Below are 22,097 nucleotides of genomic sequence, written 5' to 3' on the forward strand. Positions count from 1 at the left end.
CAGCGCCGCGCAAGCCCATCCGGTCAGTGAGAAAGACCTGATGAGAGCGTCGGCGAGCGTCCCTCGAACGGAGTCGACAGCACCACCGTGGTCCGGGTCGAGACCTTGGCGGACTCGCGGATGCGGCGGAGCAGGTCCTCCAGGCCGAGCGGCGAAGCCACCCGGACCAGGAGGATGTACGACTCGTCCCCGGCGACCGAGTAGCAGGACTCGATCTCCTTGATGTGCTCGAGACGCTGCGGATAGTCGTCCGGCGCGGCCGGATCGTTCGGTGTCAGCGAGATCAGCGCGGTGAGCGGGAGGCCGATCTGCTCGCCGTCGAGACGCGCGGTGTACCCGAGGATCACGCCACGCTGCTCCAGCCGCCGCACCCGCTGGTGCACCGCCGACACCGAGAGTCCGACCCGCTCGGCGAGGTCGGTGAAACTGCGCCGCCCGTCCGCGGCCAGTTCGCCGACGATGGCCTGGTCCAGCGGCTCCAGAGAACCGGTCATGCGTCGAGCACGATCAGGTCGTGCGGCCGCTGGTTGACCGACTCGACACCGTCCTCGGTGACCACGACGATGTCCTCGATGCGGGCGCCCCAGCGGCCCGGCTGGTAGATGCCGGGCTCGACGCTGAAGGCCATGCCCGGCTCGAGCGGCAGCGCGTTGCCCTTGATGATGTAGGGCTCCTCGTGCACGTCGAGGCCGATGCCGTGACCGGTGCGGTGGATGAAGAACTCGCCGTATCCCGCGCCGTCGATGATGTCGCGCGCGGCGGCGTCGATCTGCTCGGCGGTCACGCCGGGGCGGACGGCCTCGACCGCGGCGCGCTGGGCCCGCTGCAGGACGGCGTACGTCTCGGCGACGTCGGCGTCGCGCGGCTCGCCGACCGCGTACGTGCGCGTGGAGTCGGAGTTGTAGCCCTCGGCGATCGGGCCGCCGATGTCGACCACGACGACGTCGCCGCGCTCGATGACCCGCTCGGAGACGTCGTGGTGCGGGCTGGCGCCGTTCGGGCCCGAGCCGACGATCACGAAGTCGGCGTGGGTGTGGCCCTCTTCGACGATCGCGGCGGTGATGTCCGCGCCGACCTCGGCCTCGGTACGGCCCGGCCGCAGCCACTCGTGGACCCGCGCGTGGACGCGGTCGATGGCGGCGCCCGCGTCGCGCAGCGCCTGGATCTCGGCCGCGTCCTTGCGCATCCGCAGTTCGCGCACGATCGGCCCGGCCAGCGTCTGGTCGGCGTCGCCGAGAGCGCCGCGGAAGGCGAGCACGTGCAGGGCCGGGGTGAAGTCGCTGACCGCGACCCGGCCGGGCTTGCCCAGCCTGTCGGCGACCAGTTCGTAGGCGTTGTCCCCGTCGACCCAGGTGACGACCTCGATGCCGAGTTCGTCCGCGGGGACGTCGGCGTAGCCGGGAGCTTCCAGCTTCGGCAGCACCAGCGCCGGGACGCCGTCGGCCGGGATCACCAGCGTGGTCAGCCGTTCGAAGGAGCCCCCGGCCTGGCCGATCAGGTAGCGCAGGTCCGAGCCGGGCGCGATCAGCAGGGCGTCGGTGTCCGCGGCGGCCGCGGCGGCACGGGCCCTGTCGAGGCGGGCGCGGAGGCTGGCGGTGTCGGGGGCGGGGTTGTGAAGGGAACGGCGCGACATGACGCCGAGCCTAGTCGGTCCGCACCCCTTGGTTCACCAGCCGGTCACTCCCGATCGGGGCGGGATCGTCGAGCCCGCGCCAAACCCGGAAGATCGCCGGGAAGGTTCCGGCGATCAGGTACAGGCCGCCGAACACGGCGAGCGCGCCGACGAGCCCCACGCCGTCCAGCAGCAGCCCGGCCGCCATCGAGCCGAGCGGCATCGCGGCGAGCACCCCGCCGACGAGAAGGCTGAGCACGCGGCCCCGGACGCCCTCCGGAACTCGTTCGTAGACCACCGGGAGCAGGATCGGGTTGAGCGCGCCCGCCCCGATTCCGGCGATCGCCAGCCCGGCGAGCAGCACGACCGGCGCCGGTTCCAGCGCGAGCAGGGCGAACCTCGGCGCGCCTTCGATGGCGACGGCGACCAGGATCGCCGAGCGGCGCGAGAACCGGTGCCCGATCCAGCCGTAGAGCGCCGAACCGACCAGTGCGCCCGCCGCGACGGCGGTGATCATCGCGCCGATGAGCGCGGTGCTGTGCAGGACTTGGTCGCCGTACGCCGGGTACAGGACGCCGAGCAGGCCGAAGTCGAGGCTGTTGGTGAGCATCAGCATGCCGACGATCGCGCGCAGGACGGCGTCGCGTTTGACGTACCCGAGCCCTTCGCGCAGTTCCTTGAGGTAGCCGCCCGACGGCGGTCTCGGCGGACCGGCCGCGGCGGGGATCAGGGCGAACACCAGCGCGGCGGACAGCAGGAGCGCGCCGGCGTCGACGAACAGCACCGGGATGGGCCCGATCAGCGCGATCAACCCGCCGGCGGCGGGGCCGCCGACCATCCGGCCGGTGCGCATTGCCGCTTCGACGGCGCTCGCTGCGCGGCTCGTGCGGATACCGCCCGCTTCGGCGACTCCCGCGAGCAGCACCTGTTTCGCCGTGTCGGCGGGACCGCGGGACACACCCATCACGAACGACAACGCGATCAGACCCGGCAGGCCGAGTCCCGTGGTGTTCATGGCGAGCGGGATCAGCAGCACCGTGACGGTGGTCAGCAGGTCGGCGCCGACACTCGCCCGGCGCGTGCCGACCCGGTCGACGATCGGCCCGCCCAGCAACGCGGCCACCATCAGGCCCAGCACCTCGGCCGCGGTGACGAGACCGGTCTTGGTGCCGCTGCCCGTGCTCTGCAGAACGAACCAGGGAATCGCGAGCAGGGTCATCATCACCCCGGCCGAGGAGATCCCCGAAGCCACGACCAGGGCCCCCAGTGGCAGCCTGCTCACGGGTGTTCCGGCCGCGATCGTCTCGGGAAGGCCGCCCAGTGCACGCGGACCTGGGTGTCGCCGTCCTGCTCCGGACGGCGATAGCGGCCGATCACCTCGAGGATCTCGTCGCTCAGCGCAGCGGTTTCGTCGGGCGTCAGCGACAGCGACGAGTCGTGGAAGTTGACCTTGTCGATCCATTCGTCGGCCCAGTCCCGCACCTCGGCGACGAACTGCGCTTCGGCGGCGTAGCGCCGCTCGATCAACGTGTGGGCATACGCGTTGAACAGGCCGGCGAGGTCCGGGTCGTCGATGAAGTCCGCGGCTTGCATCTGATCGCCTTCGTGCACGGCCTTCCACCACCGGTCACGCCTGCTGCCGCGTTCGGCGTCGTCCGTGATCAAGCCGCATTCGGCCAGCTGGCGCAGATGCCAGCTCGTGGTCCCGGAACTCTCCCCCACCCGCTTCGCCAGTCCCGACGCCGTGGCCGGGCCGTCCTCGCGCAGCAACTCCAGGATCCTGACCCGCAGCGGATGCGACAGCGCTCGCAGAAGGCGGCCGTCGATCCGCGCGAGATACCTCTCGCTCTTCCCCATGGCTCGCAGCCTATAACCGCAGAGAACTCTTTGCAAAGAGTTCTCTGCGGTTGGCTCTCTGCCACAAGCCGATTCTGGAGTTTGACCTCAACCTAAGTTGAGGTTTTACGGTCTTGGCATGACAACGAACTCGCCCTATCAGCTCGCCGTCGTGATCAGCAGCGTCCGCGAAGGCCGCTTCGCTCCCGTGGTCGCGAACTGGTTCCTCGATCGCGCCAAACAGCGCGACGACCTGGCCCTGACCGTCATCGACCTCGCCGAAACCCCCGAAGGCCTCTCCTCCTGTGTCGCCACCGCCGACGCCGTCGTCGTGATCGTCCCCGAGTACAACCACAGCTATCCCGGCCCGTTCAAGAGCGCGCTCGACGCCACCGGCCCCGAATGGCACGGAAAGCCGGTCGGCTTCGTCTCCTATGGCGGGATCTCCGGCGGCCTGCGCGCGGTCGAGCACCTGCGCCCGGTCTTCGCCGAACTCCACGCCATGACGATCCGGGAAACCGTGAGCTTCCCCTACGCCTGGAACAACTTCGGGCCCGACGGCGGGCACCTGGACGCCGACGGAGCCGATCTCGCGGCGACCACGCTGCTGAACCAGCTGAACTGGTGGGCCACCGCGCTGCGGACCGCGCGGCAGGCCCGGCCCTACGCCGCCTGACCGGTGTCCGTGAAGGACCCGGCTGGGGGTCGGGTCCTTCACGGACATTCGGGCCGGAACATGGCAGGCTGTCCGCGTGACCGGACCTCTCGCCCTCCTTGATTCCGCGAGCCTCTACTTCCGCTCGTTCTACGCACTGCCCGAGTCGATGACCGCCCCGGACGGGACGCCGGTCAACGCCGTACGCGGGTTCACCGACACCGTCGCGCGGATCCTCGTCGACCGGCGGCCCTCCCGGCTCGTCGCCTGCCTGGACGCGGACTGGCGGCCGAAGTTCCGCACCGATCTGCTGCCGAGCTACAAGGCGCACCGCGTGGCCGAAGAGGTCCCGGAGGGCGGCGACGTCGAAGAAGTCCCGGACACGCTCACGCCGCAGGTTCCGATCATCCTGGAACTGCTGGAGGCCTTCGGGCTCGCGACGGCCGAAGCGGCCGGGTACGAGGCCGACGACGTCATCGGCGCGCTCGCGATCCGCGAAAAGAAGTCGCCGGTCGAGGTCATCACCGGTGACCGCGACCTGTTCCAGCTGGTGCGCCACGAGCCGACGTCCACGGTGGTCATCTACGTCGGCAAGGGCTGGAACAAGGCCGAGATCCTCGGCCCGGACGAACTCGCCGAGAAGTACGGCATCCCGGCCGCGAACGCCGGCCCCGGTTACGCCGACATGGCCGCGCTGCGGGGAGACCCGTCGGACGGGCTGCCCGGCGTGGCCGGGATCGGCGAGAAGACCGCGGCGAAGCTGATCACCCAGTTCGGTTCCCTGCAGGAGCTGATCGAGGCGTCCAACGCGGGCGATTCGCGCGTGCCGCTCAAGACGCGGCTGCGCCTGACCGACGCCGCCGACTACCTCGCGGTGGCGCCGACCGTCGTCCGGGTCGCGGCCGACGCGCCGGTCGAGCAGTCCCGCCCGGACACCGTCCCGTCCGAGCCCGCCGACCCGGACAAGGTCGCGGAACTGGCGGAGCGCTGGAACCTCGGCCGTTCGGTGGAGCGTCTGCTGGCCGCGCTCCCCAAGCCGTGAGCAACACCGAGACCGACCCCGCCGAGCTGCTGTGCCGGGACCGGCCGGGCGAGGGTGTCACCGTGCTGACCCCGCGTGACGTCCCGCTCGGCGGGCCGCGTGCGATCCGGGTCCGCCGGACCTTGCCGCAGCGGCAGCGGTCCCTGATCGGCGCGTGGTGTTTCGCCGACCATTACGGGCCGCAGGACGTGTCGGAGTCCGGCAGGATGGACGTCGCGCCGCATCCGCACACCGGGTTGCAGACCGCGAGCTGGTTGTTCAGCGGCGAGATCGAGCACCGCGACAGCATCGGCACGCGGGCCACGGTCCGGCCGGGCGAACTCAACCTGATGACCGCCGGGCACGGCATCGCGCATTCCGAGGTATCCACAGTGTCCACAGTGTCCACATCGGACACCGCGACGCTGCACGGAGTGCAGCTGTGGATCGCACTGCCGGACGAACACCGCGACACCGCGCGGGACTTCCGGCACTACGCACCACCGCTGCTCGGGCTGCCCGGTGCCACCGCGCGGGTCTTCCTCGGCAGCCTCGCCGGAACCACGTCACCGGTTCCGGCGTTCACTCCCCTGCTGGGTGCGGAACTCACCGTCGAGCCCGGCGCGACCCTGTCCCTCGACGTCGATCCCGCCTTCGAACACGGTGTCCTGCAGGACGTCGGCTCGGTCACCGTCGCCGGAACCGCGCTGGACACCGGGGAACTCGCCTACCTCGCACCGGGCGCGGAACGGCTGGAGCTGGCGAACCACGGCGACGTACCGGCCAGGGTGCTCCTCCTCGGCGGGACCCCGTTCACCGAGGAACTCGTCATGTGGTGGAACTTCGTGGGCCGCAGCCACGAGGAGATCGCCGAGTACCGCGAGGCCTGGCAGGCGCAGGCGGATCGCTACGGCCGCGTCGAGGGCTATCAGGGCACCACGGCGTGGTTGCCCGCACCCGCGTTGCCGCAGGTACGGATCAAACCGCGTCGCAATCCGGCTTAGAAGAAAGTCCCGCACCAAGGGGCCCGGGCGGTGTGGAACAGCGCGTCGGCACGGACGGCCGCGGCATCGTCCAGCACTTCGACGCGGCCGGACAGTGCCAGGTCGGTGAAGAGGCCGTGGCCGAGGTACAGCGACGACAGGGTGCTGACGTCCAGCCGCAGCTCCGCCTCCGCGGTGGTGCGTTCCACGCCGTCCGGGCCGACGAGGTAACGGCCGTTGTTGTCCGGAAGCTGCTTGTCGAACACTTCCAGGACCACGGGTTCGGCGGTGCCGTAGGTGCGCGCCCGCAGCGCCGCGAGCACGTCGACCAGCCGCACCCACAGGTCGTCGATGACCTCGGTGGTGTTCACCGCACGCAGATCGGTGAGGAGTTCGGCGATGGGCTCGTCCATCGGGCGGCCTCGTCCGGCGACGGCCGAGACCAGGTCGATCGACAGCAGGAAGCGCCACAGTCCGGCCCAGGCCCGCGGTGTCGCGGCATGGAGTGCGCGAACCTCGATGATCGCCCCGCGTTCCGGCGCCTGCCGGTCTCGCGCGTCGATGGTCTGGTAGGCGACGAAACCGTCGTCCCCGTCCGGTCCACTGTGGATGGCGACGCGATAGCCGTCGTTCCCGGTGACGAGCCGGTCGAAGAAGCCCGGCCACCACTGCGCCGGCCGGGAGGCGAACCCGGGATGCGTTCCCTGGAACCGGTTGTACAGCGCGGGAACCCGCTCGACGGCTTGGGCCGGGGTGACGAACCTGACCAGGCCCTCCCGCCCGACGCTGTCGCGGACCTGGGCGCGGGGACGTTCGACGTACACGCCTTTGCAGAAGGTGGCGGCGCCGTAACCGAAACGGCCGTAGATCACGCCTTCCGAAGCGTGCAACGCGGCCAGCGGGACGCCGCGCGCGGCGAGGTCTTCCAGCTGTACGGCCATCATCGTGGTGAGGATCCCTCGGCGGGTCCAGTCGGCGCGGACGCCGACACCGTCGACGGCCGCGGTGGTGAGCTTCTGTCCACCTGGGACGGTGAGTTCGATCTCGAAGGAACTGGTGATCCCCACCGGGGTGCCGTCGTCGTCGAACGCGGCGAACTTCCCCGCGGCGGGCCAGCTCGGGGCCATCTTGGCCCAGGCTTCGTCCGAGATCGGCTTGGCGTGCAAGGCCTCTTCGAGAACTTGGAGGCAGGCCCGCTGTTCGCCCTCGGCCACGGCACGCACATGGAATTCGCTCATGACCGGAGATCCTGCCGTCCGGCCGCGGCGAACCCAACCGGTTTTCAGGCGGGCGCGCCGACCTCGTAGCGGCCGTCCTCACCGGTGACGGTGATCGTGACGGTCTTGCCCTCCCCGCCGACCTGGACGGTGCAGCTGAACGTGCTGCCGTCCGTGACCTTCTGGTTGGACGGGCAGATCACGTCCCCGACGCCCTGGAGCTGATACGTCTCGGTGAGGACCTTCTTCACGTCCGCCTGCATGGTCCTCGGGTCGAAGACCCTGCCCGGGGCGCTGGAGGGGCCGACCGACGTACCGCCGGTGGCGGGCGCGCTCGACGACACGCTCGTCGACGGCGGGACCGTGACGGTCTTCGTCGCCGGCGCGGGTACCGGAGTGTCCGAACACCCCGCCAGCACCGTGAAAGCGGCACAGCACAGACCGACCGTCGCGACGGCTCGCCTGCTCAAGCTTCTCCACCCCCGGAATGTGATCTTCCAACGTCAGAAGAAGGTACCGCACCAGGGGTTCACTCGCGTGCCGAACAGCAGGTCCGCCCGTTCCAAGGCGAGCGCGCCGGTGGCGCGGACCCGTCCGGCGAAGGCGAGATCCGACGCGCGCCAGCCGCCGAGGTACAGCATCGACAAGGTGTCGGCGTCCATGGCGAGATCCGCCGGGTCGGCAGTGCGGGCGGCGCCGTCCTCGGAGAGGCGGTACCGGCCGGAGTTGTGGTCCAGGAAGCGATCGGTGACCTCGATGACGACGGGTTCGCCCCGGTACGTCCGGGCGCCGAGCATCGTGGCGACGTCGACCAGCCGGAGCCAGCCCTCGTCCTGGGTCTTCTGCACGGTCACGTGCCGCGGGTCCGCGAACAACAACTCGACGGGTTCGTCGAGCGGCCGTTTCTCGGCGGTGATGCGGTCGACCAGGTCCACGGACAGCAGGTAGCGCCACAGCCCGGCGAACGCGTCCGGGCCCGCGTGGTGGAAGGACTGGATCTTCAGCAGCGACGGGGCGTCGAATCTGGCCCTCTCGACGGTGTACGTGACGTAGCCGTCGACCCCGTCCGCGCCTCGGTGCACTGCGGTCGTGACGGGAGTGGTCGCCCGGCGCACTTCCCGCTCGTAGCCCGGCCACAGATGCGGGCTCCGCGCGATCATCCCCGGCCGGGTGCGCGGGAGGGCGTCGAAGAGCGACGGCCACTGCTCGATGGTACTTTCCAGCCCCAGCAAGGAGATCTGCCCGCCGGCCGGGGCCTCGGGACGGAGCCGCGCGCGATGCCTGTCGACCTCGATCGACTTGCCCCGCGCGGCGACGCCGTAACCGAACCTGCCGTAGATGGCTCCTTCGGACGCGTGCAGCATCGCCGCGGGAACGCCGCGGGCGGCGAAATCCTCGAACTGAGCGCGCATCAGACCGGTCAGCACACCACGCCGGATCCGGTCGGCGCGGACACCGACGAGGCTGACCGCGGCGAGCGGCGTGGTGCCGCCGCCGGGCAGTGTCACTTCCGAATCGAAGGACCGGACGGTGCCGATCAGCTCCGGGTCGAACGCGCCGAACCCGCGGTCCGGTTGCATCGACGGTGAGATGGCCGACCATTCCTCGTCGGTCATCTCCCTGGCGTGCAAGGCACGCCTGAACACGTCCATCGCGGCCCGATCCTCGTCGGACCGCAACAGCCGCACTGAAAAGTCGCTCATGGGACGATCATGCAGGATCGACCGCCCCCGGCGCCCGCCGTTTACTTGGTGACGGCGGGCGGTGAGACCTCGTAGTTGCCGGTGTCACCCTTCACGGTGATCGGCACCTCCTGCGGCTTGCCCTCGATCGTGGCGGTGCAGGTGAACTTCACCCCGTCCTTGACCTCCTGGCCGGAGGGGCAGGTGACCGCGCTGATCTCCTTGATCCCGTAGGTCTCGGTGAGCAGCTTCTGCACGTCGGTCTGCATCTGCGTGTTGTTGAAGACCTGGGTGTTGAACCAGCCCGGCGTGACGAACCCGAGAACGCCCACCGCGGCGATGATCACCACGAGCGCGCCGATCCCGATGAACAGACCCTTCTTGGGCTTCGGCTTGTCCTGCCCCTCGCCCTGGGTGCCCGCGAACTGGCCCTGGCCGTACTCGTACTGACCCTGCTGCTGCGGCTGCCCGTACTGCGGCTGCTGCTGCGGGCCGCTCTGCGGGTAGCCGGGCTGCTGCTGGGGTCCGCTCTGCGGATAGCCGGGCTGCTGCTGGGGACCGCTCTGGGGGTAGCCCGGCTGCTGGCCGTACTGCGGGGGCTGCTGACCCCACTGCGGCTGCTGCTGCGTCTGGGAGGGGTCGTAACCGGGCTGCTGCTGGGGATACCCCGGCTGCTGCTGCGACGGGTCGTAGGGAGCGGGCTGCTGGCCCCACTGGGGCTGTTGCTGCTGCGTCTGCGACGGGTCGTACTGCGGCTGCTGACCCCACTGCGGCTGCTGCTGGGGACCGCTCGGCGGTTGAGCGCCGCCCGGCTGTTCCCCGTAGCCCGGCTGCTGCCCCCATTGGGGCTGCTGCTGCGGGTCGTTGCCGCCATACGGCGTGCTCATCGTTTCGCCTCCGCCTGTTCCGCCATCGTCACCGGCCGTGCTACATGGCCGTCGTGGGCGATCCAACCACAGGTGGGCGCCCCTGCCCACTGTTCCCGGGTGGTGTCGGGCCAACTCGCCGCGACCGTGCTCACACCGGTGGCGGCATCGAATCCGCCGGTCAGCCCAACACCCCCCGGCAGCCGGGCGCACCGTGGCGTGCCCCAGCGCGCGCTATGAAAGGCCCGTTACTTGCAAATTTTGCAAGTAACGGGCCTTTCATAGCGCTTGGGTGACCGAACCGAACCCGGGATCAGGCCCCGCCCGCCGCCACGACACCCCGCCGCAAAGCCTTCACCGCGTCCGAAGCCGCCGCGCCCACCGGATCGGCCCGCCCGAGGACGTCGCGGATCTGGTCCAGCAGGTCGATGACCTGCCGCGACCACCGCACGAAGTCACCGGCGGACAGCTCCTGCCCGTTCGCCTCGGCGGCGGTGAGGACCTTCTCCAGCGATTCGCCGCGCGCCCAGCGATAGATGGGCCAGGCGAAGCCGGCGTCGGGTTCGCGGGTGCGGTCCAGCTTGTGCCGCCGCTCGTCCTCGGTGAGCTCCATCCACAGGCGCGTGGTCGCCTGCCAGGCGTCCAGCACCTTGCCCGCCGGCAGGCGCGGCTCCCCCGCGGTGTCGCGGCGGGCCTCGAAGACCAGCGTCGAAACGACGGCCGCGAGTTCGGCGGGAGCCAGGCCCTTCCAGACGTCTTGCCGGATGCATTCGGCGGCGAGCAGGTCGGACTCGCTGTAGAGACGGGTGAGCTGTTTGCCGTGTTCGGTGACGCGGTCCTCGCCGTTCCCCTCGGATTCGGGGCCGAGGTAACCGCGCTCGCCGAGCAGCCGCAGGATGCGGTCGAAAGCACGCGCGAGCGAGTGCGTGGTCGCGGCGACCTTGCGTTCCAGTTGCTCGGTCTCCGCCGAGAGACGCTGGTACCGCTCGACCCAGCGCAGGTTCGCCTCGCGTTCGGCCAGACCGTGGCACGGGTGGGCGCGCAGCGCGCGGCGGAGCGCGGCCAGCTCACCGTCCTCATTGGCCCCGGCGCGGCGCTTTTGCCTGCCGGGCAACGAGATTCCCGCGTTCCGGAGAGTCGCGGCGATGTCCCGGCGGGTCTTGGGTGACCGCAGCTCGATGTGCTTCGGCAGTTTGATGTTCCCCAGCGCCTCGACGGGCGACGGGAAGTCGGCGACCGAGAGCGGACCGGACCAGCGGTCCTCGGTGACCACGATGGGCCGCGGTTCGCGGATCGGATCGAGCCCCGGGTCGACGACGACCGCGAGCCCCGCTCGCCTGCCCGCGGGGACGGCGATGACGTCGCCCTTGCGGAGCTTTTCCAGCGACTCGGCCGTGCCCGCGCGGCGCGCGGAGGTGTTCTGGCGCGACAGCGCCTTCTCCCGGGCCGAGATCTTCGCGCGCAGCTCGACGTACTCGAACATCGCGTCGAAATCGCCCGTGATGGCGGACGTGTAGCCCCGCAGGGCCTCCTTGTTCCGCTCGATCCGCCGCGCCGTCCCGACCACCGACCGGTCGGCCTGGAACTGCGCGAACGACTGCTCCAGCAGGTCACGGGCCGCATCGGCGCCGACCTGGGCGACCAGGTTCACCGCCATGTTGTAGCCGGGCCGGAACGACGAGCGCAGCGGATACGTCCGCGTCGACGCGAGCCCGCCGACCTGCTTCGGGTCGATCCCCGGCTGCCACGCGACGACGGCGTGCCCTTCGACGTCGATCCCGCGCCGTCCGGCGCGCCCGGTGAGCTGCGTGTACTCCCCCGGTGTCAGGTCGACGTGCGCCTCGCCGTTGTACTTCACCAGTCGTTCCAGGACGACGGTGCGCGCGGGCATGTTGATGCCGAGCGCGAGCGTCTCGGTGGCGAAGACGACCTTCACGAGGCCTTGGACGAACAGCTCCTCGACGGTCTCCTTGAAGGCCGGGAGCAGCCCGGCGTGATGCCCGGCGATACCGCGCTCGAGCGCCTCACGCCACTCCCAGAAGCCGAGGACGCCTAGGTCGCCTTCGGGCAGGTCCTTGGTGCGTTCGGCGACGATCCGGCGGACCTTCTCGACCTCTTCGGGACCGTTGAGCCGCAAACCGGACCGGACGCACTGGCCGACGGCGGCGTCGCAGCCGGCGCGGGAGAAGATGAACACGATGGCGGGGAGCAGACCGGCGTTGTCGAGCCGCTCGACCGTGTCCGTGCGGGACGGCGGCCGGAACCGCGGCATCCGTGACGGCGCCCCGCGCCGCCCCCTCGGCCCGCGCATCCCGGCCGGGGCGAAACCGCGGCCGACCTCTTCGGTGCGGCGCAGCAGGCTGGGGTTGATCCGCAGTTCGGCGCCCGGCGCGTGTTCCTCCTGGCCCGCGAACAGGTCCATCAACCGGTTCCCGACCAGCATGTGCTGCCACAGCGGCACCGGACGGTGCTCGTCGACGACGACCGAGGTGTCGCCGCGGACCTCGACGAGCCACTCGCCGAACTCCTCCGCGTTGCTCACCGTGGCCGACAGGCCGACGACCCGGACGTGCTCCGGCAGATGGAGGATGACCTCTTCCCAGACCGCGCCGCGGAACCGGTCGGCGAGGTAGTGGACCTCGTCCATCACCACGTAGGCGAGCTCGCCGATGGTCGACGACTTGGCGTAGAGCATGTTGCGCAGGACCTCGGTGGTCATGACCACGACCTGCGCGTTGCCGTTGATCGAGGTGTCACCGGTCAGCAGGCCGACGGCGTCGGCGCCGTAGCGCCCGACGAGATCGGCGAACTTCTGGTTCGACAACGCCTTGATGGGTGTCGTGTAGAAGCATTTGCGGCCTTCGGCGAGGGCGAGGTGCACCGCGAACTCGCCGACCACGGTCTTCCCGGCGCCGGTGGGCGCGCAGACGAGCACACCGTGACCGTCTTCGAGCGCCTCGCAGCCGCGGATCTGGAAGTCGTCGAACTCGAACGACGATTCCGCGGCGAACCGGGTCAGCTGGGGATACCGAGCGCGGCGCTGGGAGGCTGCGTACGCCTCGGCCGGGGTCTGAGAAGGGCTGTTGACCACTTCGTCAGGGTTCCATACCCCACCGACAGTTCGCACTCGGTGTGACGATCCCGGGAACGGCGGCCACCCCTTTCGCATCCAAGGGCCGGATTCGGGATCGAGAGGGGACGCCATGGAGCTCGCTTGTCCGCGGTGCGCGCAGGTCGACCAGGTGCAGAGCGTGCCGGCGGTGTTCCAGGCCGGGCAGACCACCTACCGCGTGCAGGGGTCGATGACGGCCGTCCCCGCCGGTGACGGCGTGGTCTACACCGCGACGGCTCATCGCGGCGTGTCGGTGACCGCGACCGCGGCGGCGCTCAACCCGTATCCCGTGGTCCGTGGCGGCGGGTGCTTCCTGACGCTGACCCTGCTCATGCTGATCCCCGCGTTCGTGTTCGTCTCGTTCGCCAACGACGTGCTCGCCGAGAACCCCGCGCCGACCGCGGGCGGCCGCGTCGGGGCGGCGATCGGGGCGTGGATCTTCCCGTTCGGGGCGTTCGCGCTGGTGGCGCTGTTCGCCGTGCTGTTCGTGCTCCGGCTGCGGCGCAACGCGCGGATCCGGCGAGGCATCCCGGACGCGCTGGAGTACTGGCGGCAGGCGTGGTTCTGCCACCGGTGCGGTGGCGTGTTCTTCCCGCGCGGCGACCTGATGCCTGCCGCGGAGTTCCGGGGCCGGGTGTGGCGCGCGGGTGGCTACGCCGGGCTCAAGCCAGGACGGTGAGCGCACCGGGGACGCAGGAGATGTCGATCGGGAGCCTGCCCAGCGGCTCGCCGTCGGCGTAGACGGGCAGATCGCTGCCCGCGAGGTGGATCCGGCTCGCTTTGAGAGTCCGGACCGCCGGATGCGCGATGTGCTCGCCGGAGCGGACGCCGGGCAGCATGCGGAGGAGATCCCGCCTGGTCGCGTTGCCCACGACGGTGACGTCGAACCGGCCGTCCTCCGGATCCGCTCCCGGGCAGATCCGCATGCCGCCGCCGTAGAACGGGGTGTTGCCGACGGCGATCATGGTGGCGTCGAGTTCGAGTGTCTCGACGTCGGTGCGGAGCAGGACCGGCCGGGGCCGGAACGCGGCGAGTTCGGCCAGGATCGCGACGTCGTAGCGGCGCGGTCCGCGAGGCCAGGACAGTCTGTTCGCGCGTTCGGTGACCAGGGCGTCGAAGCCGGAGCAGAGAACGGTGGCGAACCAGGCGTCACCGGCCCGGCCGAGGTCGATCCTGCGTCGCTTCCCCTCCGCGATCTGCCTGGCGGCGAGATCGACGGCCGCGTGCGGGTTCTCCGGGATGCCGAGCGCCCTGGCGAAGTCGTTGCCGGTGCCGGCGGGGACGAGACCGAGGGCGACGCCGGATTCCGCGCAGAACTGGACGCCTTGGTGCGCCGCGCCGTCGCCGCCGAGGACGACGAGGACGTCCAGCCCGGCCGCGCGCGAGTCGGTCATCAGCGCTCGGGATTCCTCGACCGTGTTGGCGACGAGGACGTCGAGCCGGTCCACGGCGGGCCGCAGCCGCGCCGCGACCGACTCCGTCAAACGTCCTGCGGCTCCGTTACCGGAGGCGGGGTGGACGGCCAGTGCCGCGTGCATCCCCGGGATCAGGTGACGTCGTCGGTGCTGGTCCGCTTGCCGCCGGTCGCGGCGGAAGGCTCGTCGTCGATCTTGCTCGGCGTGTAGTCGAACGGCGCGGCCTCGTCGTCGTCGAGCTTGTCCCAGCCCTCGGTGCCGCGTTCCTTGTCGAGCTTGCGGTCGTGGAAGCGCGCGATCTGGATGGACAGCTCCAGGAGCACCACCAGCGCGCCCGCCAGTGCGAGCATCGAGAACGGGTCGGAGCCGGGCGTGGCGAACGCGGCGAAGACGAACACGACCATGATCAGGCCGCGGCGCCACTTCTTCAGCATCTGGTACTTCAGGACGCCGACGCGGTTCAGCATCACCACGAGCAGCGGGAGTTCGAAACTGACGCCGAAGATCACCAGCAGCGACAGGATGAACGAAACGTACTTGTCCGCGGTGAGCGCGGTGATGAACTGGTCTCCACCGAAGTTCATCAGCAGTGCGAGAGCGTGCGGGACGAGGAGGTACGCCAGCACGGCGCCCGCGGCGAACAGTGCCGATGCGAAGGCGACGAAGGTGAGCGCGTACTTGCGCTCCTTCGAGTAGAGGCCGGGCGCGATGAACGCCCAGATCTGATAGAGCCACACCGGTGAAAGCAGGACCGCGCCGCCCGCGAGACCGACCTTCAACTGCGTCATGAACGCTTCGAAAGGCACGGTCTGCAGAAGCTTGCACTCGCCTTCGGTCCCGCCGAACCGGCGGTCCGCGGGAATGGCGCAGTAAGGATCGACCAGCAACTTGCCCAGCGATGGAACGGGGCCCAGCGTCGTCTGGAACCAGATGAAGCCGAAGATTCCGCCGACGACGAGAGCGAGCAGCGCGAAGCCCAGACGGCGCCGGAACTCGTAGATGTGCTCGATGAGCGTCATCGTGCCGTCGGGGTTGCCGCGACGGCTGCGCTTGCGCCGCTTCGACCCGCGGCGTTCCTCACCGGAGGCGGAATCCGCCACTGAACAGTCCGTTCTCGTCAGGGTCCACCATGAGCGCGCCGTGACTTCGGCGCGCTCATCCGCGAACAGGCTCCGCTGGGCTTGCTGAGACCGCTGCTCGCCAGCCGATCAGCTGGCGTTCTTCTGCGCCTGCTCCGCCGGTGCGGGCGTGGGGGCCTGCTGCTTCTTGAGCTCGTCGAGCTGACGCTGGAGGTCGGCGACCTGCTTGTCCTGCGCCGTCGAGGCGGCGGGCGCGGGCGTGGTGGCCTGCGGCAGCTGCTTGGTCTCGACCTCTTCGGTCTCGGCGGCCTTGTCCTTGTCCCCGGCCATGTCCTTGGTCTCGGCCTTGAAGATCTTCATGGACTTGCCGATGGACCGCGCGGCGTCCGGAAGCCTCTTGGCGCCGAACAGCAGAACAACGACGAGCACCAGGATGATGATGTGCCACGGCTGCAGCGCGTTCATCGTTTGCGGCCTCCTTCTCGAGTCTCTGTGTGAGATGTTACCGGTCTTCGAGCCCACGTCGTTGCGCGATCGCCACGCGGAGCGCGGCCGATCGGGCGCGGAGCAGCCCTGTCCGTTTTCGGGTGTTCGTAGCCACCATGCTCATCGTATGGGTGAGCACGCGCAAGACTCTGCGTAATTTGATTAGCAGAACAAAGAGCAGGACCAGCCCGGCGATGGCGAGCACGATGCTCGGCAGGTACGACACGGCGTCACCCTACTGCTCGTAGGTTGACGTTAGGTGACGAGCCCGCGCCAGCGCGTCGGACGCTCGTCGACGAACCGCCTCCGCGAGCACGACGGGGCTTTCGACCTGCGCGTCCCCACCGAGACCGAGGATCAGCCGGACCATCCACGATTCGTCCGCGTACCGCATCCGGATCCGCAGGCGCCCGCCGTCGAGCTCGGCGAGTTCCTCGCAGGGGTAGTACTCGGCTACCCAGCGTGTGTCCGGGTCGAGCACGAGAACGGCTTCCTGCTGATCGGGACGCGGCCGGAAGACACCGTCGGAAATGTCGGTCGGCCGGGCGTGCGCGGGCGGGACGGCGGGTTCGTCGAGCACGGTGAGCTCGTCGATGCGGTCGAGCCGGAACAGGCGGACGTCCTCGGCGCGGCGGCACCACGCTTCGAGGTAGCCGACGGCCTGGACGATGAGCAGCCGCATCGGGTCGACGGTGCGTTCGGTGATCTCGTCCTTCGACGCGGTGTAGTACCGGATCCGCAACGCGCGCTTCGCGGTGAGAGCGGCCCGGACGGCTTCGCGGGTGCCGGCGGTCTTCTTTCCTTCGCGGACTCCCCCGCCGACGACGATCCCGGACGGCTGGGCCTGCCCCGCGGCGGCCTCGATCTTCGCGATGGCACGGCGGACGGCATCGGCGTCGAGTACGCCGGGAGTCTCGGCCAATGCCCGCAGCGCGACGAGCATCGCCGTCGCCTCGCCGCCGGTGAGCCGCAGCGGGCGGTTCATGCCCGCGTCGTGCGTGACGACGATCGTGTCGCCTTCGAAGGAGAGGTCGATCAGATCGCCGGGGCCGTAGCCCGGCAGCCCGCACATCCAGAGCAGTTCGAGATCCTTGCGCAACTGCTTGGGCGTGACGTCGAAGTCGTGGGCGGCGTCGGTGATCTTGATACCCGGCCGGGCGAGCAGGTACGGCACGAGCGCGAGCAGGCGCGGCATCCGTCCGGTGGCGCTCATCGGGCACCGCCCGCGTGCGCGATGGCCTCGAGACGGCTGAAGACCGACTTCGCGAGGACGTCGGGTTCGAGGACCAGGACATCCGGACCGTGGGCGGTGAGCCAGTCGGCGGCGGATTCGGGATAGTACAGCTCGATCTCCACGAGATCGCCTTCTTCTCCCCCGGCGTCGCTGCGACCGACCACCCGGCCACGGCGGCGGACCCCGGCGGCCCGGCCGTCGGCGACCCAGACGCTCGCCGTGGTCGGCGCGGACGGGTCCTCACTGCTGCTGGCCGAAACCATCCGCAGCAGGTTGACCCCTTCCGGGCGCTCCACGACGCCGCCTTCGCCGAAGGCCGCGACCTTCCCGGTCACCCGCGAGAGACGGAAACACCGGGACGCGCCACGGTCCCTGTCGTGCCCGACGACGTACCAGCGGCCTCGCCAGGACACCACACCCCACGGTTCGAGGGTGCGGATCTTGCGTTCGGCCGAACCGCTGCGCCGGTACTCGAAGCGCACCGCCTGCCCGGCCTGCACGGCGGCGAGCAGCGGGCCGAACGCCGGTTCGGCGCGGACGCGAGGTTCGACGACGGTCGGGGCGTGGTCGTCGACTTCGACCCCGGCGGCGCGGAGCTTCACCAGCGCGCCCTGTGCTTCTCCGGTCAGTTCCGGTGAATCCCAGAGCCGGACGGCGAGGCCGACCGCGGTCGCTTCGTCGGGCGCGAGGTCGATTTCGCCGAGTTCGTAGTCGCGGCGAGCGATGCGGTAGCCGTCGATCGCGTCGAACGCGGAGTTGCGCCCGGTCTCCAGCGGGATGCCGAGTTCGCGCAGTTCGGTCTTGTCGCGCTCGAACATGCGGAAGTAGGCCTCGTCGCTGGCCGCGTCGGCATACCCGGGCACGATGCCCCGGATCCGCTCGGCGGTGAGGTACTGCCGGGTGGACAGGAGGGCCAGAACCAGGTTGACCAATCGTTCGGCGCGTGCGGTGGACACCCGGTTACCCTAGCCCGCGCCGTCCGACCCGATGGTGAGAGCCGCCGATCGCGCGTCATAACGATCCCTGGCGCTCTCCACTTCGTCGAACCTCGTCTCGGCCCAGTCCTTGATCCCGGCCACCAGCCGCAGGAGACTCCGGCCGAGTTCGGACAGTTCGTAGTCCACGCGAACCGGCACACACGGCGTGACGGTGCGGGTCAGCAGACCGTCCCGTTCCAGGGTCCGCAGCGTCTGCGTGAGCATCTTCTGGCTGACGCCGGCGATCCGCCGGGAGAGGTCGCTGTAGCGCTGGGGGCCGTCGCCGAGGGCGACGAGGACGAGACTGACCCATTTGCCCGAGACCTCGTCGAGCAGCTTCCGGGCCGGGCAGGCCGCGAGGTAGGCGTCGTAGGCCCGTTTCTCCTCGTCCCGCCGTTCCTGTGCCGTGCGCGTGACCACGGTCGCCGTACCTCCGCGTGGGTTGGGCACCTCGAGGTGCGTACTTCCCGATGGAGAGTAACTCCCCCTACGTTCGCGATGAACGACCCCTTGGAGGAGAACGATGCGCGCTGTGGTGGTCCGCCGGTTCGGCGGTCCGGAAGTCCTGGAGTTCACCGAGATCCCGGTGCCGGTACCGGGATTCGGTCAGGTGCGGGTGCAAGTGGCCGCGGCCGCGGTGAACCCGGTCGACGCCGCGACCCGGTCGGGTTTCCTGACCGAGGCGGGGATCATCCCGCCGCGCGAGGTGATCGGCATCGGCTGGGACGTGGCGGGGACTGTCGACGCGGTGGGCGACGGTGTCACCGGGTTCGCCGAGGGGGACGCCGTGATCGGCTTGCGGGACCGGCCGTCGGCCGCGCTCGGCACGCACGCCGAGTTCGTCGTCCTCGACGCGGCAGCGATCGCAGCCGCCCCGCGGACGGTGTCCACTGTGGAGGCCGCGACACTGCCGCTGAACGGTCTCACCGCGGCACAGGCACTCGATCTGCTCGATCTGCCGCCGGGAGCGACGATCCTGGTGACCGGCGCGGCGGGCGCCGTCGGCGGCTACGCGGTCGCGTTGGCCAAGGCCCGTGGCTTCCGGGTGGTCGCGGTCGCCGGTTCAGCCGACGAAGCACTGGTTCGCGGCTTCGGCGCCGAGGTTTTCGTGCCTCGCGGCGACTTTCTCGCCGACCGCGTGCGAGTCGAGATCCCGGGTGGCGTCGACGCGGCGCTCGACACCGCACTGCTCGGACTCGAAGCCCTGGACGCCGTGACGAACCGCGGGCGGTTCGTGGTGTTCGCGGCCGGAGCGGCGCCCATCCCCTTGCGCGGCATCGAGGTCGGGCACGTCTGGATCCGCGCGGACGGCGCCGCGCTGGCCGGACTCGCGACCCTGGTCGACGACGGCGTGCTCGCCCTGCGGGTCGCGGAGACCCTGCCCCTGCACGAGGCGGCGAAGGCACACGAGCGCCTCGCGGCGGGTGGCCTCCGCGGGCGACTCGTTCTGATCCAAGAATAAGTTGACGCTTAATTAAGCCCTCGGTTATGTTCGCGTCATGGACAACGAGGAAACCCGGATAGAACTCCGGCGCGAGTACCCGGACCCGATCGAAGACGTGTGGTCGGCGCTCACCGAATCAGACCGGACGACGCGCTGGATCGGCCCGTGGACGGGAGAAGCCGGTATCGGCAACACGATCATGCTGTCCATGACCGCCGAGGAGGGCTCCGATCCGGCCGCCGCTGTCATCCGCGAATGCGATCCGCCGAAACGCCTGGTCATGGATCTTCGCAACACCGAGGAGCCGACCTGGCGGGTGGAGCTGACCCTGAGCCCGCGAGGCGACGGCACGGTGCTCGACTTCGTGCACCACCTGCCCAAGACCGACTGGGACACCTCGGACATCCTCAAGGGCTGGCACTTCTACCTCGACCGGCTCGGCGCCTCCCTCGTCGGCGAACCGGTGCCCGAGTGGGACACCTACACGCCGCCTAGTTTGGACGCATGAACGATCGAGTACTGCTGATCACCGGCGCCTCCCGCGGCCTCGGCGAAGCCACCGCACGCCGGGCCGCGGCGGCCGGTTTCCGGCTGGCGCTGCTCTCCCGCGACCGCGAGGCGCTGCTCCCCCTCGTCGCCGAGTTCGGCGAGGATCGCACCCTCGCGCTCGCGGTGGACGTCACCGACTGGGAGTCGCTGTCCTCCGCCGTGGAGACGGTGAAGGAGACCTTCGGCCGCCTGGACGCGGTGTTCGCCAACGCGGGGCAGAGCGTCGTGGTCTCGTTCTTCGGCGACGGCGGCGCGGACCCCGAACAATGGCGGGACATGGTGCTGACCAACGTCTACGGCACCGCCCTCACCGCGCGGGCGACCCTGCCGTCGCTGGCGGAATCGAAGGGGCACCTCGTGCTCACCGGTTCGGTCGCCGGGCGCTACCACCGGCCGGGAAACCTCTATTCGGCGACGAAATGGGCGGTGACCGGGCTCGCCGGGTCCATCCGCGAGGAGGCCATCGGCACCGGCGTCCGGGTCACCGTGGTCCAGCCGGGACTGGTCGACACCTCGATGATCCCCGAGGACTCGAAGTCCAAGCCGAAACTGGAGCCCGACGACATCGCGAGGGCGGTGCTCTACGCGCTGGAGCAACCGCCCTCGGTCGACGTCAACGAGATCGTGGTCCGCCCGACCGGCCAGCTCCGCTAGCGCGGCAGCAGCGCTTCGGCCAGCCGCCGCCAGTGCGGCATCGCCGACTCGCCGGGAGCGACCCCGATGACCTGGATCCCGACGTGGTCGGCGCCGGCGTCGAGGTGGCCGTGAAGCTTCGCGACGACGGTGTCGAGGTCGCCCCAGAACACGAGATCGTCGACGAGCCGATCGCTGCCGCGGCCGCCGTCGATGTCGGCCTCGGTGTAGCCGAGCCGGAGATACTTGGCGACGTTGTACTGCGACGTCAGGTACGGGTGCAGGTGCGCACGGGCGATCTCGCGCGCCTTGCCCGGGTCGGTTTCGAACAGGACCGCGTGCTCGACACCAAGGAAGGCCTTGTCCCCCAGTACTTCCCTCGCCTGAGCGGTATGCGGCACCGTCACGTGATAGGTGTGCGCACCCTCGGACCGGTCGCGGGCGAGCCCGAGCATCTTCGGCCCGTACGCGGCCAGCAGCCGCCTGATCGGGGCCGCGGGAAGCGGGTTCGCGCTGGTGACGGTGTCGAGTTCGTCGAGGTACCCGCTCATCGCCTCCAGCGGTTTGACACCGGGACGCGCACCGCCGAAGCCGAGCCCCAGGACATGCCGGTCCGGGAAGGCGTCAGCGAGCAGGAGTGCCGCGCCGTGGGTCCAGCGCGCTCCGCGGGAATCGATGCGCGCGATCCCGTTGACGACGGAGATCCGCTCGGTGGACGCCAGCAGGAATCCGGCGTGGGTCAGCGCTTCACGGCCGTCCCGTTCCGGGATCCAGATCGCGGGCCAGCCGAGTTCTTCCAGTTCCCGTACCGAATCCCGCAGCAGGCTCGCGGGCTGATCCTCGAAGTCGAACGTCCAGATCCCGAAACGCCCCAGTTCCATCTGTCTCTCCTCAGGTCGAGTACAACATATCGCAGTATCGCAGATTTTCGATATGTTATTCCCGAGGAGGCTCAGATGGAGCGTCCGAGCAGGTCGACGAGCTGGGCGATCCGCTGTTCGTCACGCCGGTAGTGCGTCCACTTCCCCACCCTGGTGGACCGGACGAGCCCGGCACGCTGCAGCAACGCCATGTACGCCGACACCGTCGACTGCGCGAGCCCGAGCTTCTCCTGGAGGTGACTGACGCAGACGCCGACCTCGTTCTGGTCGGCGATCGCCCTCTCCGGCGAAAAATGCCGGTCCGGCTCGCGCAGCCAGCCGAGCACCTGGAGCCGGACCGGGTTGGCGAGCGCCTTAAGCACCTCGACCAGGTGCTCGGTGGTGTCTTGGGCGGGTTCGGCGTGTGCGGTCATGG

25 protein-coding genes are annotated in these 22,097 nt (G+C 70.1%); 7 read left to right on the top strand and 18 right to left on the bottom strand.

Annotated features, from left to right (window positions below; all coding sequences use genetic code 11):
- Positions 1 to 23: 23 nt before the first annotated feature.
- From ACLJRM_RS19480 to ACLJRM_RS19495, 4 genes are read right to left on the bottom strand one after another with little or no spacing between them, the layout of a single operon-like run.
- The gene (locus tag ACLJRM_RS19480) at positions 24 to 494 is read right to left on the bottom strand and encodes an Lrp/AsnC family transcriptional regulator (protein WP_101607711.1); all 471 of its coding nucleotides are present in this window, start codon (positions 492 to 494) and stop codon (positions 24 to 26) included.
- Positions 491 to 1,633, bottom strand: a complete 1,143-nt coding sequence (locus tag ACLJRM_RS19485; RefSeq protein WP_101607710.1) for a M24 family metallopeptidase — start codon at positions 1,631 to 1,633, stop codon at positions 491 to 493. Before ACLJRM_RS19485 ends, ACLJRM_RS19480 begins: the two co-directional genes overlap by 4 nt.
- A gap of 10 nt (positions 1,634 to 1,643) precedes the next feature.
- Complete coding sequence (locus tag ACLJRM_RS19490) at positions 1,644 to 2,894, bottom strand: MFS transporter (protein ID WP_410663849.1); 1,251 nt, start codon at positions 2,892 to 2,894, stop codon at positions 1,644 to 1,646.
- Positions 2,891 to 3,469 (bottom strand): ArsR/SmtB family transcription factor, encoded by a 579-nt coding sequence (locus ACLJRM_RS19495; RefSeq protein WP_410663850.1) that lies wholly within the window; start codon positions 3,467 to 3,469, stop codon positions 2,891 to 2,893. The genes ACLJRM_RS19490 and ACLJRM_RS19495 overlap by 4 nt, the downstream gene beginning before the upstream one ends.
- Before the next feature lie 118 nt (positions 3,470 to 3,587).
- Here ACLJRM_RS19495 and ACLJRM_RS19500 point away from each other — a divergent pair, with 118 nt between their 5' ends.
- From ACLJRM_RS19500 to ACLJRM_RS19510, 3 genes are all read left to right on the top strand, one after another.
- Positions 3,588 to 4,124, top strand: coding sequence for an NADPH-dependent FMN reductase (locus ACLJRM_RS19500; protein WP_410663851.1), 537 nt, complete (start codon positions 3,588 to 3,590; stop codon positions 4,122 to 4,124).
- Positions 4,125 to 4,200: 76 nt separating this feature from the next.
- Positions 4,201 to 5,145 carry a 5'-3' exonuclease H3TH domain-containing protein gene (locus tag ACLJRM_RS19505; RefSeq protein ID WP_410663852.1) on the top strand — a complete coding sequence of 315 codons (945 nt, stop codon included), beginning with the start codon at positions 4,201 to 4,203 and terminating at the stop codon, positions 5,143 to 5,145.
- Positions 5,142 to 6,128, top strand: a complete 987-nt coding sequence (locus ACLJRM_RS19510) for a pirin family protein (protein WP_410663853.1) — start codon at positions 5,142 to 5,144, stop codon at positions 6,126 to 6,128. The genes ACLJRM_RS19505 and ACLJRM_RS19510 overlap by 4 nt, the downstream gene beginning before the upstream one ends.
- Here the strand turns inward: ACLJRM_RS19510 and ACLJRM_RS19515 are convergent.
- The 5 genes from ACLJRM_RS19515 to ACLJRM_RS19535 form a co-directional block, all read right to left on the bottom strand.
- Entirely contained in the window at positions 6,125 to 7,345 is a 1,221-nt protein-coding gene (locus ACLJRM_RS19515) for a GNAT family N-acetyltransferase (protein ID WP_410663854.1), read from the bottom strand. The genes ACLJRM_RS19510 and ACLJRM_RS19515 overlap by 4 nt on opposite strands.
- Positions 7,346 to 7,389: 44 nt before the next feature.
- Positions 7,390 to 7,794, bottom strand: a complete 405-nt coding sequence (locus ACLJRM_RS19520; protein ID WP_410663855.1) for a DUF4333 domain-containing protein — start codon at positions 7,792 to 7,794, stop codon at positions 7,390 to 7,392.
- A gap of 33 nt (positions 7,795 to 7,827) precedes the next feature.
- Entirely contained in the window at positions 7,828 to 9,027 is a 1,200-nt protein-coding gene (locus tag ACLJRM_RS19525) for a GNAT family N-acetyltransferase (protein ID WP_410663856.1), read from the bottom strand.
- Between the two features lie 41 nt (positions 9,028 to 9,068).
- Positions 9,069 to 9,893 carry a DUF4333 domain-containing protein gene (locus ACLJRM_RS19530; RefSeq protein WP_101607702.1) on the bottom strand — a complete coding sequence of 275 codons (825 nt, stop codon included), beginning with the start codon at positions 9,891 to 9,893 and terminating at the stop codon, positions 9,069 to 9,071.
- 292 nt (positions 9,894 to 10,185) lie between these two features.
- Complete coding sequence (locus ACLJRM_RS19535; RefSeq protein ID WP_410663857.1) at positions 10,186 to 12,963, bottom strand: DEAD/DEAH box helicase; 2,778 nt, start codon at positions 12,961 to 12,963, stop codon at positions 10,186 to 10,188.
- 112 nt (positions 12,964 to 13,075) lie between these two features.
- On the opposite strand from ACLJRM_RS19535, the gene ACLJRM_RS19540 reads away from it, so the two are divergent.
- Positions 13,076 to 13,663: a hypothetical protein gene (locus ACLJRM_RS19540; RefSeq protein WP_101607700.1), complete on the top strand. Its 588-nt coding sequence runs from the start codon at positions 13,076 to 13,078 to the stop codon at positions 13,661 to 13,663.
- Here the strand turns inward: ACLJRM_RS19540 and ACLJRM_RS19545 are convergent.
- The 7 genes from ACLJRM_RS19545 to ACLJRM_RS19575 all read right to left on the bottom strand — a co-directional run bounded on the left by ACLJRM_RS19545 (position 13,647) and on the right by ACLJRM_RS19575 (position 18,595).
- Positions 13,647 to 14,522: a diacylglycerol/lipid kinase family protein gene (locus tag ACLJRM_RS19545; RefSeq protein ID WP_101607699.1), complete on the bottom strand. Its 876-nt coding sequence runs from the start codon at positions 14,520 to 14,522 to the stop codon at positions 13,647 to 13,649. The two genes, ACLJRM_RS19540 and ACLJRM_RS19545, sit on opposite strands and share 17 nt — an antisense overlap.
- An 8-nt stretch (positions 14,523 to 14,530) precedes the next feature.
- Positions 14,531 to 15,499, bottom strand: a complete 969-nt coding sequence (tatC, locus tag ACLJRM_RS19550; protein WP_101607698.1) for a twin-arginine translocase subunit TatC — start codon at positions 15,497 to 15,499, stop codon at positions 14,531 to 14,533.
- A gap of 108 nt (positions 15,500 to 15,607) precedes the next feature.
- The gene (gene tatA / locus ACLJRM_RS19555) at positions 15,608 to 15,943 is read right to left on the bottom strand and encodes a Sec-independent protein translocase subunit TatA (RefSeq protein WP_101607697.1); all 336 of its coding nucleotides are present in this window, start codon (positions 15,941 to 15,943) and stop codon (positions 15,608 to 15,610) included.
- Positions 15,944 to 15,980: 37 nt separating this feature from the next.
- Positions 15,981 to 16,190, bottom strand: coding sequence for a bacteriophage holin (locus tag ACLJRM_RS19560; protein ID WP_101607696.1), 210 nt, complete (start codon positions 16,188 to 16,190; stop codon positions 15,981 to 15,983).
- Positions 16,191 to 16,199: 9 nt separating this feature from the next.
- Positions 16,200 to 17,177, bottom strand: a complete 978-nt coding sequence (locus ACLJRM_RS19565; protein WP_101607695.1) for a helix-turn-helix transcriptional regulator — start codon at positions 17,175 to 17,177, stop codon at positions 16,200 to 16,202.
- The gene (locus tag ACLJRM_RS19570) at positions 17,174 to 18,154 is read right to left on the bottom strand and encodes a helix-turn-helix transcriptional regulator (protein WP_101607694.1); all 981 of its coding nucleotides are present in this window, start codon (positions 18,152 to 18,154) and stop codon (positions 17,174 to 17,176) included. The genes ACLJRM_RS19565 and ACLJRM_RS19570 overlap by 4 nt, the downstream gene beginning before the upstream one ends.
- A 9-nt stretch (positions 18,155 to 18,163) precedes the next feature.
- Positions 18,164 to 18,595 carry a winged helix-turn-helix transcriptional regulator gene (locus ACLJRM_RS19575; protein ID WP_410663875.1) on the bottom strand — a complete coding sequence of 144 codons (432 nt, stop codon included), beginning with the start codon at positions 18,593 to 18,595 and terminating at the stop codon, positions 18,164 to 18,166.
- Between the two features lie 103 nt (positions 18,596 to 18,698).
- Here ACLJRM_RS19575 and ACLJRM_RS19580 point away from each other — a divergent pair, with 103 nt between their 5' ends.
- From ACLJRM_RS19580 to ACLJRM_RS19590, 3 genes are read left to right on the top strand one after another with little or no spacing between them, the layout of a single operon-like run.
- On the top strand, positions 18,699 to 19,637 hold the full coding sequence (locus tag ACLJRM_RS19580) for an NADP-dependent oxidoreductase (protein WP_410663858.1): 939 nt from the start codon (positions 18,699 to 18,701) through the stop codon (positions 19,635 to 19,637).
- A gap of 37 nt (positions 19,638 to 19,674) precedes the next feature.
- Positions 19,675 to 20,127 (top strand): SRPBCC family protein, encoded by a 453-nt coding sequence (locus tag ACLJRM_RS19585; RefSeq protein WP_101607691.1) that lies wholly within the window; start codon positions 19,675 to 19,677, stop codon positions 20,125 to 20,127.
- On the top strand, positions 20,124 to 20,822 hold the full coding sequence (locus ACLJRM_RS19590; RefSeq protein ID WP_101607690.1) for an SDR family oxidoreductase: 699 nt from the start codon (positions 20,124 to 20,126) through the stop codon (positions 20,820 to 20,822). The genes ACLJRM_RS19585 and ACLJRM_RS19590 overlap by 4 nt, the downstream gene beginning before the upstream one ends.
- Here the strand turns inward: ACLJRM_RS19590 and ACLJRM_RS19595 are convergent.
- On the bottom strand, positions 20,819 to 21,682 hold the full coding sequence (locus ACLJRM_RS19595) for a TIGR03620 family F420-dependent LLM class oxidoreductase (protein ID WP_101607689.1): 864 nt from the start codon (positions 21,680 to 21,682) through the stop codon (positions 20,819 to 20,821). The two genes, ACLJRM_RS19590 and ACLJRM_RS19595, sit on opposite strands and share 4 nt — an antisense overlap.
- Before the next feature lie 71 nt (positions 21,683 to 21,753).
- Positions 21,754 to 22,095 (bottom strand): ArsR/SmtB family transcription factor, encoded by a 342-nt coding sequence (locus ACLJRM_RS19600; protein WP_101607688.1) that lies wholly within the window; start codon positions 22,093 to 22,095, stop codon positions 21,754 to 21,756.
- Between the last annotated feature and the right edge of the window lie 2 nt (positions 22,096 to 22,097).

It is taken from the genome of Amycolatopsis sp. lyj-84 (assembly GCF_046549075.1).
Taxonomy (GTDB): Bacteria; Actinomycetota; Actinomycetes; order Mycobacteriales; family Pseudonocardiaceae; genus Amycolatopsis.

Coding starts and splice junctions, on each gene's coding strand:
- ACLJRM_RS19590 (WP_101607690.1), top strand. CDS start 20,124: ATGAACGATCGAGTACTGCTGATCACCGGCGCCTCCCGCGGCCTCGGC.
- ACLJRM_RS19580 (WP_410663858.1), top strand. CDS start 18,699: ATGCGCGCTGTGGTGGTCCGCCGGTTCGGCGGTCCGGAAGTCCTGGAG.
- ACLJRM_RS19525 (WP_410663856.1), bottom strand. CDS start 9,027: ATGAGCGACTTTTCAGTGCGGCTGTTGCGGTCCGACGAGGATCGGGCC.
- tatA (WP_101607697.1), bottom strand. CDS start 15,943: ATGAACGCGCTGCAGCCGTGGCACATCATCATCCTGGTGCTCGTCGTT.
- ACLJRM_RS19595 (WP_101607689.1), bottom strand. CDS start 21,682: ATGGAACTGGGGCGTTTCGGGATCTGGACGTTCGACTTCGAGGATCAG.
- ACLJRM_RS19485 (WP_101607710.1), bottom strand. CDS start 1,633: ATGTCGCGCCGTTCCCTTCACAACCCCGCCCCCGACACCGCCAGCCTC.
- ACLJRM_RS19515 (WP_410663854.1), bottom strand. CDS start 7,345: ATGAGCGAATTCCATGTGCGTGCCGTGGCCGAGGGCGAACAGCGGGCC.
- ACLJRM_RS19600 (WP_101607688.1), bottom strand. CDS start 22,095: ATGACCGCACACGCCGAACCCGCCCAAGACACCACCGAGCACCTGGTC.
- ACLJRM_RS19585 (WP_101607691.1), top strand. CDS start 19,675: ATGGACAACGAGGAAACCCGGATAGAACTCCGGCGCGAGTACCCGGAC.
- ACLJRM_RS19540 (WP_101607700.1), top strand. CDS start 13,076: ATGGAGCTCGCTTGTCCGCGGTGCGCGCAGGTCGACCAGGTGCAGAGC.
- ACLJRM_RS19495 (WP_410663850.1), bottom strand. CDS start 3,469: ATGGGGAAGAGCGAGAGGTATCTCGCGCGGATCGACGGCCGCCTTCTG.
- ACLJRM_RS19480 (WP_101607711.1), bottom strand. CDS start 494: ATGACCGGTTCTCTGGAGCCGCTGGACCAGGCCATCGTCGGCGAACTG.
- ACLJRM_RS19545 (WP_101607699.1), bottom strand. CDS start 14,522: ATGCACGCGGCACTGGCCGTCCACCCCGCCTCCGGTAACGGAGCCGCA.
- ACLJRM_RS19500 (WP_410663851.1), top strand. CDS start 3,588: ATGACAACGAACTCGCCCTATCAGCTCGCCGTCGTGATCAGCAGCGTC.
- ACLJRM_RS19565 (WP_101607695.1), bottom strand. CDS start 17,177: ATGAGCGCCACCGGACGGATGCCGCGCCTGCTCGCGCTCGTGCCGTAC.
- ACLJRM_RS19530 (WP_101607702.1), bottom strand. CDS start 9,893: ATGAGCACGCCGTATGGCGGCAACGACCCGCAGCAGCAGCCCCAATGG.